General features: G+C 64.4%; 15 protein-coding genes. 8 read left to right on the top strand and 7 right to left on the bottom strand.

Features of this window, described 5'->3' with window-relative positions; translation table 11 throughout:
• Positions 1-739: 739 nt before the first annotated feature.
• Positions 740-1,045: a hypothetical protein gene (locus BDI24065_RS33160; RefSeq protein ID WP_175034763.1), complete on the top strand. Its 306-nt coding sequence runs from the start codon at positions 740-742 to the stop codon at positions 1,043-1,045.
• Between the two features lie 40 nt (positions 1,046-1,085).
• Here BDI24065_RS33160 and BDI24065_RS33155 read toward each other — a convergent pair whose 3' ends face one another.
• The 5 genes from BDI24065_RS33155 to BDI24065_RS33140 are packed head-to-tail and all read right to left on the bottom strand — an operon-like array spanning position 1,086 to position 2,335.
• Positions 1,086-1,307, bottom strand: coding sequence for a hypothetical protein (locus BDI24065_RS33155; RefSeq protein ID WP_175034762.1), 222 nt, complete (start codon positions 1,305-1,307; stop codon positions 1,086-1,088).
• A gap of 55 nt (positions 1,308-1,362) precedes the next feature.
• A complete protein-coding gene (locus tag BDI24065_RS41420) occupies positions 1,363-1,494 on the bottom strand; it encodes a hypothetical protein (protein ID WP_277396316.1) in 132 nt (43 codons plus the stop codon).
• A gap of 15 nt (positions 1,495-1,509) precedes the next feature.
• Positions 1,510-1,707, bottom strand: a complete 198-nt coding sequence (locus tag BDI24065_RS33150) for a CsbD family protein (RefSeq protein ID WP_175034761.1) — start codon at positions 1,705-1,707, stop codon at positions 1,510-1,512.
• Between the two features lie 57 nt (positions 1,708-1,764).
• On the bottom strand, positions 1,765-2,115 hold the full coding sequence (locus BDI24065_RS33145; RefSeq protein ID WP_175034760.1) for a BON domain-containing protein: 351 nt from the start codon (positions 2,113-2,115) through the stop codon (positions 1,765-1,767).
• Positions 2,116-2,170: 55 nt separating this feature from the next.
• A complete protein-coding gene (locus tag BDI24065_RS33140; protein ID WP_175034759.1) occupies positions 2,171-2,335 on the bottom strand; it encodes a hypothetical protein in 165 nt (54 codons plus the stop codon).
• A 371-nt stretch (positions 2,336-2,706) separates the two neighbouring features.
• Between BDI24065_RS33140 and BDI24065_RS33135 the strand changes: the two genes are divergently transcribed.
• The 4 genes from BDI24065_RS33135 to BDI24065_RS33120 all read left to right on the top strand — a co-directional run bounded on the left by BDI24065_RS33135 (position 2,707) and on the right by BDI24065_RS33120 (position 7,508).
• The gene (locus tag BDI24065_RS33135; protein ID WP_175034758.1) at positions 2,707-4,239 is read left to right on the top strand and encodes a helix-turn-helix transcriptional regulator; all 1,533 of its coding nucleotides are present in this window, start codon (positions 2,707-2,709) and stop codon (positions 4,237-4,239) included.
• A gap of 140 nt (positions 4,240-4,379) precedes the next feature.
• On the top strand, positions 4,380-4,571 hold the full coding sequence (locus BDI24065_RS33130; RefSeq protein WP_174915753.1) for a CsbD family protein: 192 nt from the start codon (positions 4,380-4,382) through the stop codon (positions 4,569-4,571).
• A gap of 419 nt (positions 4,572-4,990) precedes the next feature.
• Positions 4,991-6,142 (top strand): branched-chain amino acid ABC transporter substrate-binding protein, encoded by a 1,152-nt coding sequence (locus BDI24065_RS33125; protein ID WP_175034757.1) that lies wholly within the window; start codon positions 4,991-4,993, stop codon positions 6,140-6,142.
• Positions 6,143-6,335: 193 nt separating this feature from the next.
• The gene (locus BDI24065_RS33120; protein ID WP_175034756.1) at positions 6,336-7,508 is read left to right on the top strand and encodes an NAD(P)/FAD-dependent oxidoreductase; all 1,173 of its coding nucleotides are present in this window, start codon (positions 6,336-6,338) and stop codon (positions 7,506-7,508) included.
• A 103-nt stretch (positions 7,509-7,611) separates the two neighbouring features.
• Here the strand turns inward: BDI24065_RS33120 and BDI24065_RS33115 are convergent, their stop codons facing one another.
• Entirely contained in the window at positions 7,612-8,793 is a 1,182-nt protein-coding gene (locus BDI24065_RS33115; RefSeq protein ID WP_175034755.1) for a serine hydrolase domain-containing protein, read from the bottom strand.
• Between the two features lie 365 nt (positions 8,794-9,158).
• Between BDI24065_RS33115 and BDI24065_RS33110 the strand changes: the two genes are divergently transcribed.
• Together BDI24065_RS33110 and BDI24065_RS33105 are read left to right on the top strand one after the other, a co-directional pair.
• Positions 9,159-10,286 carry an aminotransferase class V-fold PLP-dependent enzyme gene (locus BDI24065_RS33110; RefSeq protein ID WP_175034754.1) on the top strand — a complete coding sequence of 376 codons (1,128 nt, stop codon included), beginning with the start codon at positions 9,159-9,161 and terminating at the stop codon, positions 10,284-10,286.
• Positions 10,287-10,470: 184 nt separating this feature from the next.
• Entirely contained in the window at positions 10,471-10,881 is a 411-nt protein-coding gene (locus tag BDI24065_RS33105; RefSeq protein WP_175034753.1) for a GNAT family N-acetyltransferase, read from the top strand.
• A 61-nt stretch (positions 10,882-10,942) separates the two neighbouring features.
• On the opposite strand, the gene BDI24065_RS33100 is transcribed toward BDI24065_RS33105, so the two are convergent.
• Positions 10,943-12,172: a peptidoglycan DD-metalloendopeptidase family protein gene (locus tag BDI24065_RS33100; RefSeq protein WP_175034785.1), complete on the bottom strand. Its 1,230-nt coding sequence runs from the start codon at positions 12,170-12,172 to the stop codon at positions 10,943-10,945.
• Positions 12,173-12,719: 547 nt separating this feature from the next.
• On the opposite strand from BDI24065_RS33100, the gene BDI24065_RS33095 reads away from it, so the two are divergent.
• On the top strand, positions 12,720-13,826 hold the full coding sequence (locus BDI24065_RS33095) for a NucA/NucB deoxyribonuclease domain-containing protein (RefSeq protein WP_254609906.1): 1,107 nt from the start codon (positions 12,720-12,722) through the stop codon (positions 13,824-13,826).
• Positions 13,827-13,864: the final 38 nt, after the last annotated feature.

The following is a 13,864-nucleotide window of genomic DNA, read 5'->3' as shown; positions in this document are numbered from 1 at the left end:
CGGGAATCGTGGACGCGGTTTGCCCTGAGTCGATGCAGGCACGTCAGCGGCATTTCCGAGTTGTCCGTAGCAGTTTGCCTCAGCCTCAGCTGGCGGCCTGACCGGTTCGTCTGCCTCCAGACTCTCGGTACGCTTTCGACCTGCGCGTTGGACTGCCGGACACGCTTGATCTCCGGTTGCAGGATCGCATCGCGTGCGCCACGGTCGGCGCTCCTCGCGCCAGACCCAACCCGGCAGCACATCGGCACCGTACAGCAAAGCATCGGCCCGATCGATTCGACAGCCGCCCCATCGACGGCTGGTCGCTACGCTGCGCGCGTACCGGACGCCCTGCGCGCACCCGGACGTCCGTCGAAAACCAGCTTGCCTTCCTGTTCCCGACTCGGTGCTCCCGCGAAGCCGCACCTCCACGAAGTTCGGTGCGGTTCAGGGCGGCGTCCGCCATCTCGCGGAAAGGCCACCATTGACACGACGGTCGGGCTCGAGGGTTTACGCGGCCAGAAAATTCTCGACGCGATGTGTCACATCCGCCGGTACCGGACGACAAACGTCACGCCAGTCGAACCATCATTCATCAACCGATTCGTCGTAGCGCTTGCCTGGGAGAAGCCTTTCGATCACCCGGTCGATTGATTGGACGAGGTCTTGATGTCAGCTGGCAGTTCATGACACGCGCTCAGGAAACCCGTGCATGCGACACGGGCGCTTCCAGACGTCCATTCTTGACAGGAGAACCCGGATGAACCCGATTCGCAAGCTCATGCTGTGTGGCGCCATTCCGTTCCTGCTGATCGCCGGTGCGGCACAGGCGGACGGCGGTGGCATTGGTCGCAGCGGTACCTACATGTCGCACACAAGCGACTGGACCATGATGATGATGGACAAGCTCACACCCGAGCAGCGCACGCAAGCCATCGTCATCCAGCAAAAAATGATGTCGATGGAAATGGCGCACAACGAAGCGATGGCAAAGATGCAAATGCAGCACGACAAGGAAATGATGGCGTTGCAGAGCCAGTTGCTCGAACTCTACAAGGGGCACTAAGTGCGGCGAGCCCGGTGTCGAATGCCGGGCTCGTCGTCTCTCATTGCGACGCGGCTGTTGCCGCGCTTGCCGCTTTGGCCTTCTTTGCCGCGTGGTGATGGCCGATTGCGCAACCCGCAGCGGCACCCATTGCCCCGTGGTGCCCTGCGACATGGCCCGCGACCCCGCCCACGGCTGCGCCCTTCAGGCACCCTGCTGCATATCCCGGGATCGAAGCGGTCAGCAAGGCGATGCAGGCTGCCGAAATGGAAAGGAATTTCATCGGTCGTCTCCGTGAAAAACGCGTTGTGTGGTTCGGCTTTATCGAGCGGGCACGGTCAGAAGACGTGCGTGATCAGATAGAACAGCACCAGCAGCCCGACCGGCACGCCGAGCAGCCAGGCGATCAGGTATTTGCCCATGTCGTTGTCCTGGTGGCCGCGACGCCGTGGGCGCCGCGGCGGTTGCATCGATGCGCTATCGCGTCACAGCTCGCGGTCGAATTCCTTCAACTGCTTCTCGGCCACGTCGCGGGCGATCCCGTAACGCTCCTGGATCTTGCCGGCCAGGTACTCGCGATTGCCTTCCGCGACGGCCAGGTCGTCGTCGGTCAGCTTGCCCCACTTGGCCTTCAGCTTGCCGGAGAGCTGCTTCCACTGGCCCTTGATCTTGTCCTCGTTCATCGTGTGCTCCTTGTCATGCAGGGGATAAAAGGCGCGGCGGCGTGCCGCGCCGGGAGGTCAGGCCTTCGCCTTCAGGCCGGATGCGTCGACGTGCTTCACGCCCTTGACCGCGCGCGACACGGCGATCGCCTTCTTCACGGCGATCTTCGTCGGCAGCACGCCGGTCAGCGTGACGACGCCGTCGACCGTCGTCACGCTGATGTCGACGCTCTTCAGGCCGTCGACGGTGGCCAGCCGGCCCTTCACCTTGGTCGTGATCCACGTGTCGGAGACGGGCTGGTTCGATTCGGCCTTCATGCCGTTACCGGTCGATGCGTCCTGCGCAACCGCGTTCGCAAGCGGCGCGGCGCCGAGCAGGAACGCCGCGCTGACGGCGAGCAGCGTCGAAATGGGTCGGGTCTTGTTCATGGATGTTCTCCTTCGTTTGGCGTGATGAATCGATGAATGCGAACGTCGCAGCGCACTACCTGACGATCGGCGTGTCGTAGCCGGGCTCGCGCGGCGGGATGTCCGGGCGCGGCATGTCGGGCGGCAGCGGAACCGGCGGATCGGTGCCGGGCGGCGGTTCGGGCGGGCTGTCCGGTTGCGGTTCGGGCCGCGTCGGATCGGGTGTCTGATGCAGCTTCATCGTGCTTCTCCTCTGCGGTTCGGAAGGCAGCGCATGCGCGCCGATGCAGTACCAGCGTACCGATGCGAACGTGCGCGGACATCGCGCAAATTCACCTGATCGGCTAGTGCGTTTGCACGGGGCGTCGTGAAGGAGAGGAGGCGGGCCGGTTGGCCGCGGCGCGCGCAAAGCGGGCGCGGTGGATGCTTCCGGGATCGGCGGGGTGCCGCACGGTGGCGGCGCGTGGCGCGAATGTACTATGGCGGATAGTGCATTCGCGCCTGTCGCAGCACTGCTGCGGCACGCGATCATCGCCACACGCGCCGGCCGGCGCGTGTCGACGAAGCGGCAACCGGGCCGGCGGTCATGCTGACGACAGGGACAACCATTCGATGAACGACCAGGTAAACGAACAGGCGCTGAAGTCGCATACCGACCGGCGCCAGCTGCACCAGATCATCGCGGGGCTCACCGAGGGCGTGATCCTGGTCGAGCCCGACCAGCGGATCGTGTGGGCGAACGAAGCCGCGCTCGCGATGCACGGCGTGACCGAGCTGAAGGCGCTCGGCGCGACCGTCACCGATTACCGCGAGCGCTTCCGGCTGCGCTACCGGAACAACCACCCGGTGCGCGACGGCCACTATCCGATGGATCGCGTGATCGCGGGCGAGGAGTTCAGCGACGTGACGGTCGAAGTCGAATCGGCCGCAGACGAAAGCGTGAGCTGGGTCCACCGCATCCGCAGCCTCGTGCTGACCAACGCAGCCGGCGAGCCCGACTGCCTCGCGCTCGTGCTGCACGACGCGACCGAATGGGCGAGCGCCGAGGAGCGCTTCGAGCGCACCTTCAACGCGAACCCGGCGCCGGCCGTGATCTGCCGGCTCGACGACCTGCGCTACGTGAAGGTCAACCAGGGCTTTCTCGACATGACCGGCCACGCGCGTGAAGACGTGCTCGGCCGCTCGGTGTACGAGATCGACGTGCTCGACCAGGCCGAGCGGCGCGAACTCGCGATCGAGCGGCTCGGCGAAGGCGCGACGATCCCGCAGATGGAGGCCGTGCTGAAGCGCGCGGACGGCAGCACGAAGGCGGTGGTCGTCGCCGGGCAGCCGATCGACATGAACGACGAAGCCTGCATGCTGTTCACGTTCATGGATCTCGAGCCGCGCAAGCAGGCCGAACGCGCGCTGCGGCAGAGCGAGGAACGCTTCGCGACGGCGTTCCGGATGGCGCCGGTCGCCACCGCGATCGTCACCGCCGACCGCGTCGAATTGCTCGACGTGAACGGCGCGTTCGCCGCGATGACGGGCCATGCGCAGGACGACCTGCTCGGCAAATCCGCGGACGAGATCGGGCTGTGGGCCGAACGCGGCGCGTGGCAGCGCATCGAAGGCCGGCTTGCACGCGACGGCAGCGTGCGCAACGCCGACGTGCAGATTCGCACGCGTGAAGGCGACGTGCGCGATTGCGTCGTGTCGGCCGATCCCGTCGCGATTCACGGGCGCGACTGCCTGCTCGTCGCGCTGCTCGACATCAGCGATCGCAAGCGCACCGAGATGGAGCTCGTCTACGCGATCGAAACCGCGATGCAGGATGCGTCGTGGTTCAGCCGCACGTTGATCGAGAAGCTCGCGAACGTGCGGCGCGCGAATGCGCCGGATGCAGGCGCGCAACTGTCGGACCTGACCGCGCGCGAGCGCGACGTGTTCGACCTGCTGTGCCACGGTCTCGCCGACAAGGAAATCGCCGGCCGCCTCGGGCTCGCGCCGAACACCGTGCGCAATCACGTCGCGACGATCTACGCGAAGCTCGACGTGCACAGCCGCGGCGAGGCGATCGTGTGGGCGCGCGAACGCGGGATCGTCGGCGCATCCGAAGCGAACGGCGCGCGCGGCGAGAAGGGCGGCGCGAAGGGCAAGGACTGACGCGGTCGGTGCGAATGCACCATGCGCGCCGGTGCATCCGCATCTGCCGCGCGCGGCGCCCGCTTGCGATCCTGTCCACTCGGCGGTGCGGCGCGGGCCGTTGCATCGCCGGCTCGCCCCCACCATCGCAGGAGACGACCATGGACAGGAATCGCATCGAAGGCAAGCTCAAGCAGGTCAAGGGTTCGGTCAAGGAAGCGCTCGGCAAGGTCACGGGCGACCGCAAGACGGAAGCCGAAGGTGTCGCCGAACAGCAGGCCGGCAAGATGCAGGAACAGGCCGGCGAGGCGGCCGATGCGGTGCGCAAGCAGACGGGCGCCGATCGGCACTGACCGATGACGCGGCGCCGCAGGCGTCGCGAGGGCCGGCCGGGCCGTCGTCGCAACGATGATGCGCCGCCGGCATGACCACGGCCGGCCTTGATGGACGGGCGCCGGCGCGGCATCCTGCGGTAACGATTTACCCGCGGCCCACCGTTGCGTGGGCCGCGGGGCGGCCGCGAACGCGGAACTTGATGATAAATCCTCACAACATAGTTCCGATATTTCGTTTGCTGCACGGGTATTGGCTATCCACAATCCATTCACCTCTTTCGCGATGAAAGGCTCTTCGGAGACGGAGCCGCGGCGATCGACCGGCCGGTAAGGGCGTTGCATGACGCTCCGCCGGCGGACGACATGACCGGCACGCGAGAGGTTGCCGACGTGCGGCAGTCGCGCGTTGCATCCCGGCCCCCAGAACAAGGATTGTCATGACGTTCCGCATTCGTTCGCTTTCCGGCGTCGCATTGACCGCCGCGATCCTCGCGCTCCAGACGGGCGCGGTTCATGCGCAGGAGACGGTCGTCAAGGTCGGCGTGGCCGGCCCGCTGACGGGTGGCGGTGCCGCCTACGGCAAGGACATCGAGAACGGCGTGCGCATGGCCGTCGACGAAGCGAATGCCGCGCATACGACGGTGGGCGGCAAGCCCGTGAAGTTCGTCGTCGCGTCGCAGGACGACCAGAGCGATCCGCGCACCGGCGTGCAGGCCGCGCAGCAGCTCGCCGATGCGCAGGTGGCCGTCGTGATCGGCCACTTCAATTCGGGCACGACGCTGCCCGCGTCGAAGATCTACGCGAAGGCCGGCATTCCGATGATCACGCCGTCGGCGACCAATCCCGACATCACGCGCGCCGGGCTCGGCACCGTGTACCGCGTGATCGCGACCGACACGCAGAATGCCGGCAACGCAGGCGCGTATGCGGCGAGCGTGACCAAGGCGAAGCGCATCGCGATCATCGACGATCGCACCGCGTTCGGCCAGGGCGAAGCCGACGAATTCGAGAAGTCGGTGAAGGCGAACGGCGGCACGATCGTCGCGCGCGAATTCACGAACGACAAGGCGGTGGACTTCAGCGCGCAGCTCACGAAGATCAAGAGCACCAACGCGGATCTCGTGTTCTTCGGCGGCCTCGACGCGCAGGCCGCGATGCTCGTGAAGCGCATGCGCCAGCTCGGCATCCGCGCGCAGTTCCTCGCGGGCGGCGGCGTGATGAACGCGAACTTCATCAAGCTGGCCGGCAACGCGGCGGAAGGCGCGTCCGTGTGGGAATACGGGCAGCCGCTGTCGCGTCTCGCGAAGGGCAAGGAGTTCGAAACGAAATTCAAGCAGAAGTACGGTGTCGACATGCTCGCGTATGCGCCGTTCGCGTACGACGCGACGTGGATCGCGATCAACGCGATGCAGAAGGCGAACTCGACGAAGCCGGCCGATTTCAACGGTGCGCTGAAGGGCACGCGCTACGACGGCATCACGGGCACGATCGCGTTCACGAACACGGGCGACCTGAAGAACCCGAGCTCGACGCTGTATGAGGTGAAGAACGCCGCGTGGCAGCCCGTCACGACGAAATCGGCGGATTGAACGCAACGCGCGCGCGGACTTTCGCGGCGCTGCCGGACGTGCTGAAATGCCATCAGCGATCGGTTGCGATCGCGGCGCACGCCGGTGTGGCAGCCGCACGAGCCTGCCCGCGCGACGCCGCGTGCGACGCGGCACGAACAACCCACGGGCGGGGCCGGCTGGCCGCGCCCTTTATGTGCAACTGGAGTCAGTCGTGAGTTCTCAAGTCGTCATCGTCGGCGGTGGTGTGATCGGCAGCTCGATCGCGTATTTCCTGCGTGCCACCGATCCCACGGTCTCCGTGACCGTCATCGAGCGCGACCCCACCTATGCGCGATCGTCGTCGGCGCTGTCGGCCGCATCGATTCGCCAGCAGTTCTCGACGCCGCTGTCGATCGAGATGTCGCTGTTCGGCATCGACTTCCTGCGCACGATCGGCGAACGGCTCGAGGTGGACGGCCACCAGCCGTCGATCGACCTGCACGAAGGCGGCTACCTGTTCCTCGCGACGCCGGCCGGCGATGCGACGCTGCGCGAGAACCACGCGCTGCAGACGAGCCTCGGCGCGGATATCCGGCTGATGGACTGCGATGCGCTGCGCGCGAAGTTTCCGTGGCTGAACGTCGACGATCTCGTGTCGGGCGCGTATGGCGTGAGCGGCGAAGGCTGGTTTGACGGCTACGGGCTCGTGCAGGCGCTGCGCAAGAAGGCGCAGGCGCTCGGTGCGCGTTATGTGCCGTCCGATGTGAAGGAGGTGGTGCGCGACGGCCGCAAGGTGACGCACGTGGTCACGGCCGATGGCGAACGCTATGCGTGCGACACGCTCGTGAACGCGGCCGGTGCGTGGACGCGCACGCTGTCGTCGATGATGGGCATCGATATCCCCGTGTATGCGCGGCGCCGCAGCATCTTCAACGTGTCGTCGCCGGCCAAGCTCACGGATTGCCCGCTGCTGATCGACCCGACCGGCGTGTACTTCCGGCCGGAAGGGCGCACGTATATCTGCGGGACGTCGCCGAGCCCGGATCGCGACCCGGACGACCTGCCGCTCGACGAAGTCGACCACGACCTGTTCGACGAGGTGATCTGGCCGACGCTTGCGAATCGCGTGCCGGAATTCGAGGCGCTGCGCGTGGAGAACTGCTGGTCGGGGTACTACGAGTACAACGTGTTCGACCACAACGCGATCATCGGGTATCACCCGGCGCTCGACAACGTCGTGTTCGCGAACGGCTATAGCGGCCACGGGCTGCAGCAAGGGCCGGCGACGGGGCGCGGGGTCAGTGAACTCATTCTGGGCGGGCGTTACGACACGCTCGACCTGTCGACGCTCGGCTGGGCGCGCGTGCTGGAAAACCGGCCGATCGTCGAAAAGAACGTCGTGTAGCGCGGCGTAAACCGCCCGGTGTGGTGGGCGGGATTCTCCTTGTGTCACAACTCATTGGCCCGACCGTGTCGGGCCTTTTTTGTTGCGCGAGCCATTGCGCGTGTCAGCCGACGCCGTAGACCGCGTCGCGCAGATCGAGCGTGTACGGGCCGTTCATCCCTTCGTAAAGCGTGTTCGACAGCGATACGACGGTGAGCCCGCGTGCGCGGTCGACGAACCACGAATGACCGTAGACGCCGCCCCAGCGCCACGTGCCCGGCGATTCCGGCGACAGCGCCGCGCGCGGGTCGCGCAACACGGAAAACCCGATTCCGTACCCCGCGCCGGGCAGATCGTACAACTCGAGGTCGCCGGTGTGGACACGACCCATCTCGTCGACCAGCTCGGCCGGCAGAATGGCGCCACCGCCCGCCCGCAGCGTGTCCAGTACGTTCAGCACGTCGCCGGCGGTGCCGACCATCCCGGCGCCGCCCGATGCGAATGCATCCGCGTTGAGTGCGCGCGACGGCGAGTACGTCACGCCGACGGATCCGTCGTAGATGGGTACGGCTTCGTTCTCGGCGAGCCGGTGCGGCTGCGGCGTGTCGTTGACGTAAGGCGTCGCGAGCCGCGCGGCGTCGCGTGCGACGAATCCCGTGTCGCGAGTACCGAGCGGGCGAAGCACCAGCGCATCGACTGCATCGGCAAGCGGCAGCCCGCTGACGGCCTCGATCACCGCGCCGACCACGTCGATGGCGAGCGAATAGTTCCAGCCGGTACCGGGTGCGTACTGCAACGGCACGCTCGCGATCCTGCGCATGTTTTCGGCGAGCGTGATCGATGCGCCATCGAGCCCGTCGGAGACGCCCGCGCGCGCATACGCGCCAGTCGCGTCGGCTTCCGCGTAGCGATAGCCGAGGCCGGCGGTATGCGTGAGCAGGTGGCGCACCTTGATCACCGGCACGCTGCCGTCACGCAGCGCCGGGCGGAACTCGGGCAGCCAGCGCGTGACGTCGTCGTCGAGCGACAGCTTGTGCTGTGCAACGAGCGCCATGGCGGCTGCCGCGACGATCGGCTTCGTCACCGACGCGAGCCTGAACAGCGTGTCCTCTTGCATCGGCGTGCGCGCTTCGCGGTCGGCGAACCCGGCCGCGCGGCGATAGACGAGCTCGCCGTCGCGTGCGATCAGGACGACCACACCGACGAGGCGTTGCGTTTCGAGTTGACGGGACAGTACCGCATCGACGCGCTCGGCGAGCGCGGGATCGGCCGACGGCTGCTGTGATGATGCTCGGTTGGGGATCATCGAAGACTCTGTCGTGAGGGGGGAGCCGACATGGTAGGCGGCACGCGGCGGAAGTGCCATTTATCCATACATGGAACAGGGCTTCGTGGGCTTCGTGCGCTGCACAGGTCAGCGTCGACGGCCACGGGGCGGGCGATTCGGCCGGGAGCCACGGCGGCCTCGTGGCGGCGCGGCGCTTCGGCTCGCGGCCGCGCCACGTCGGGCATGGGCCGGAAAGCCGACAAAATATGCCCCAAGCGGCGCGCGGCGTTCGTTAGAATCTGCTTTCGTCGAGAAAATAACGCAATTGCATGGGTGCAGGGCGGTATCGCATCACGGACACTGCTCGCCCAGATTCCATCGTTCATCTTTCACCGGAGGCGAGCATGCCAGGATTACTTCCCGATGTTGACCGCGAGGGGCTCCTCGAATATTCGGTGGTGTACACCGATCGCTCGGTCAACCATATGTCGCAGCGCTTTCAGGGCGTCATGCGCGACATCTCCGGCACGCTGAAAAAAGTCTACAACGCGAAGTCCGTCGTGATCGTCCCCGGCAGCGGGACGTTCGGCATGGAAGCCGTCGCGCGGCAGTTCGCAACGAACAAGAAGTGTCTGGTTATCCGCAACGGCTGGTTCAGCTTCCGCTGGTCGCAGATCTTCGACATGGGCAGCATCCCGTCCGAAACGACGGTGCTGAAGGCGCGCCCGGTCGAAGCGGGACGGCAGGCCGCGTATGCGCCGGCCCCGATCGACGAAGTGGTCGCCGCGATCAAGGAACACAAGCCGGATCTGGTGTTTGCGCCGCACGTCGAAACCGCGTCCGGGATGATGCTGCCCGATGGGTATCTGCGCGCGGTGTCGGACGCCGTGCATGCGGTCGGCGGCATGTTCGTGCTGGATTGCATCGCGTCCGGCACGGTGTGGGTCGACATGCAGGCCAGCGGCGTCGATATCCTGATCAGCGCGCCGCAGAAGGGCTGGAGCGCGTCGCCGTGCTGCGCGATGGTGATGCTCAGCGCGCTTGCCCGCGAACGCATCGATGGCACGACCAGCACCAGCTTCGCGTGCGATCTGCGCAAGTGGCTGCAGATCATGGAAGCGTATGAAGGCGGCGGGTTCGCGTACCACGCGACGATGCCCACGGACAGCCTCACGACGCTGCGCGACGTGATGAAGGAAACCGAGGCGTATGGTTTCGACAAGGTGAAGGCGGAGCAGCTCGAGCTGGGCCAGCGGATTCGTGCGCTGCTGGCGGAGAAGGGGTTCAGGAGCGTGGCGGCGGAAGGGTTCGAGGCGCCGGGTGTCGTGGTCAGCTATACGGACGACGACGGGATTCGAACCGGGAAGAAGTTTGCCGACGTGGGTTTGCAGATCGCGGCTGGCGTTCCGTTGCAATGTGACGAGGGGGAGGATTTCAAGACCTTCCGTCTCGGGTTGTTCGGCCTCGACAAGCTGCATGATGTCGATGGTGCGATTGCACGGTTTGCCGACGCGCTGAATCGGATTCTTTAAGGTACTTGGTGGATTTGGCGAGGCAGAGGGCGGTGGGCGGTGGGTGTGCGTGCCTGCGGTCTGCTGCCTCGCCGAATGGATGGTCATGGTCTTGTCTGATACGCGCGTTCCGGCTCCCGGTTCGACGGACTCATGCGCTGCGAGGCCGATCCATCTGCCTGTACGGCTAACCTGAAGGGTTCGCATGGCATACGTCGTTCGACAGGAAGTCCCGTCGGTATCCGCATACATCGAGATTCGTCTAGCCGCAGGGTTGAGCAGGAAGTCGGAGCAGGCCGCGACGATCGGGTTGAAGAATGGCCTTTTCAGCGTCGTCGCTTACTGCGACAGCGATCCGGTCGGAATTGGCCGGGTAATCGGAGACGGCGGCTGTTTCTTCGAGATCGTCGATATCGCGGTGTTGCCCGCCCACCAGAAGAAAGGCGTGGGCGACCTGATCATGCGTGCACTCATGGGCTACGTTCACGCGCATGCGCCGCCGACCGCCTATGTCAGCCTGATGGCGGATCACGGGACGCCGAAGTTCTACGAGCGCTACGGTTTTCAACCGTCGCGGTTGCCCGAGAAAGCGGGGATGTTCCTGCGCATCGCGTAACGATGGGGCGTCGCTTTTCCTGTCGCGGGGCGGCGGCCCGGCGTGCGCCGGTGCGCCCGCGCTAATTCACGCATTCCGGCACCACCGGGTCGTTGCTGCCCGTGTAGACAAAGCCGTCGGAGATCCATTGATTCGAGTCGAGTCGATACCAAAGCCGTGTGGCGCCCCAGTTGCCATTCACGGTGTCGCCGTACTTGTGGCAAGCGAGCTGCACGGTGCGCCCATTTTCGAGCGAACCGACGATCGGCGCCGACAATGAAGGCGCGCTGCGCAGATTCGCCGGACCCGGTGCCTGTACTCGTGCGCTGACGGGCGTGGACGGATCGCCGGAATCCGCGCTCCCGTAGTTGACCAGCCATGCCTGCGGGGAGACGCGTCGCTGATTGCGAACGGCGTATCCGGAATACGGCGAAGTGCCCTCGAAGAATTGCCAGCCGCCGATCGTCATGCCATTGACGGACACGTCATTGCCATCCTTGCTCAAAGAAAAGTGCACATGCGGCCCCGTCGTCTGTCCGCCGCACGGCAGGCCGTTTCCGACGCTGCCGAGATAGTCCCCCTGACGGACACGCGTACCGCTGTCCAGCGACGTCAGCTGGACCATGTGGTAATAAGTCGTCGCATAGCCATTGTCGTGAACCACCTTCACGATGGCGCTGCCGTCGCGCTCGCAGCTCTTGTAAAGATAGCCGTCTCGCGCCGCCAGCACGCGGCCGTTGCCACCCGAGAAATCGAGGGAGTTATACGGCCTGCTTTGTCCGGACCAGCCGTGTGCACCGCCCGTCCAATACCACCCGGCATTCGGTTCCCACGGCAACGCAAGGCCCGGTTGCGGCAATGCCGCCGCACGTGGTGCAAGCGATGCGCGCCTTGACGCGAGATTTTTTCGCTCGTCGGCCGCGAGCAGCGTGGGTGGCGCCGCATCGAGCAATTCTCCAAACGTGCTGCTGCCCTCCACACCCGAGATCCATCGGCCATTCACGTTGCGCGCGATGAACAGCTTCGTGACGGGATCGGCGGATTCGTCTTTGCGCAGGATTTGCGTCGCAGTGCCAAATACCCATCCGGAAACGTCGTCGGTTTTGATTGCCTCGACCAGGCTGTCGTCCGACCGGGCCGGCAGCGTCAACGTCCCACCCGATCGGGATTCAAGCGCCTGCCCGATCGAGCGTTGCAACGACGCCTCGATTGGCGCCGCCTGAGCGATTTCCGCAAGGCTGGCTGCAATCAGCAGGATTCCAATGGCGTATTGAATCGAATTCGAGGCAGAACGAACTAATAAATTGCGCATTGTTGAATGCACCACGAAGAGGGTTTGCAAGAAGTTAATGACAGCGCCAGCAAGCCTACATCATTCGCCAGTCATTGCAAGGAAAATGAAATATATCTGGATGCGTTTTTAAATTGGCCGCTTCAGATGAAATTGTCGATGCGATCGTTTCGAAGTGATTTGACCACTCGGGAAACCGGAGTCGATTGATCTGGAATCACCGTGCGCTGGTGACGGTCAGTCGGGAGCGGGCTCGCAATACCCGATCGAACGGTATGTATTGCCCGCGTGTTCGCTGGCGATCCGAGCCTGCACGTGTCTCACGAAATGATTTACGACGCCATCCATGCCCAGCCTCGTGGCGAACTGCGTTGAGCGACAGAGGATTCGATAGCCGTTGAACTGGATTGGATTGTTTATAAAAAAGAAACGATATCGATAAGGTCTTGTTAATATCATTTACATCTTCCTGACAAACATAACAGTTTGATTTCAATCGAATCGAGATTCAAATTGAGCCGCGACAAAATAAATCATTTCGATTGATGAATTTTCAGGAGGGGATGTGATGCATCGAATGCTGTTTGGCCGGCTGTTTGCCGGTGCGATCGTGCTGGCAATGGCGATACCTGCCCACGCGGAAAGCGCCACGGACGTTTCGCCCGTCTGCACGACCGTCCGGACCGAAACGAGCAAGGATGCGCTGTTGAGCCGGACCAGTTACTGCCAGAAAACCGAACCGCTCGTCTATGTCGCGATAGACGGCCAGAACACTGAAATCGGCCGGGTGGCGATTGACGCCTATGCGTATTCCGACAATCCGTCGAACCAGCTCGCATGGCCGGTGACGTTCCGCTTCCGCACGCGCGTCCTGTCCGGCAATCCGCCCGGCCTGATGATCAAGCCGATCGTCGAATGCGGCGCTGATTGCACGGTTGCGCCCAATGCCGGCGTGCCGCTTGCCCTTGGCGGGCTGTCCAACGAGCTATCGGTGATGATCACGCCCAACATGGGATCCGGCAATCCGCTCAGGTTCAGTCCGACGCTCGAGTACCGGGTGGCCAAATCGGGAGACTCGTTCGAGAACGGCGCAAGCATGAATCCCTACGCGGGCGTCGGCTATATTCCCGACATTCGATGCGACGTCGCGCTCGTCAAGAGCAACTCGCAAGGATGCATCTACGCGGACGCACCGGCCGTCCTGCGTACCATCGTCGCCACGAATCCCGACGTCGACGAATCCGCGATCCATATACGCGAGGCGCAAGCTGCCGGACGTCCCGGCAAGTTCGTACCGATGGGCGATGGCACGATCTTTCCGGATACCTTTGAGTCCAGGCCGCTGAAACGCACGCGCGACGCAACACTCCGGCGGGCCAATCGGGATACGTCCAAAAAGCAATGCGTCACGAAATACGGTTCGGTCACTGGCCAGTGCACGTTTACCGGCGACCCGGACGAAACGCCGAGCGATTGCGATTGCGACGAGTATCCGTTTGCCTCGACAGAGGAAGGCGCATCAACGGATCCGGAAGTTTCGGTCAAGCGTATCGATGCCAGCGATAATCGACGCGCGGGCGCTTTCCTCGGCAATTTCTATTTGAACCAGCGCGTGCTCGACAAGGAGAATTTCTACGTCGATGTCGGTTCTCAGCAGCCTGCGGCAAAACGTTGAGCCATAGCCGACGAAAACCGTACCAGTGCCGCGGTTCG

Origin of the sequence: Burkholderia lata (assembly GCF_902499025.1) — a bacterium.
GTDB classification, from domain to species: domain Bacteria; phylum Pseudomonadota; class Gammaproteobacteria; order Burkholderiales; family Burkholderiaceae; genus Burkholderia; species Burkholderia lata_C.
The sequence above is the reverse complement of the archived record's forward strand: the minus strand, read 5'-3'. Positions and strand labels throughout refer to the sequence as shown.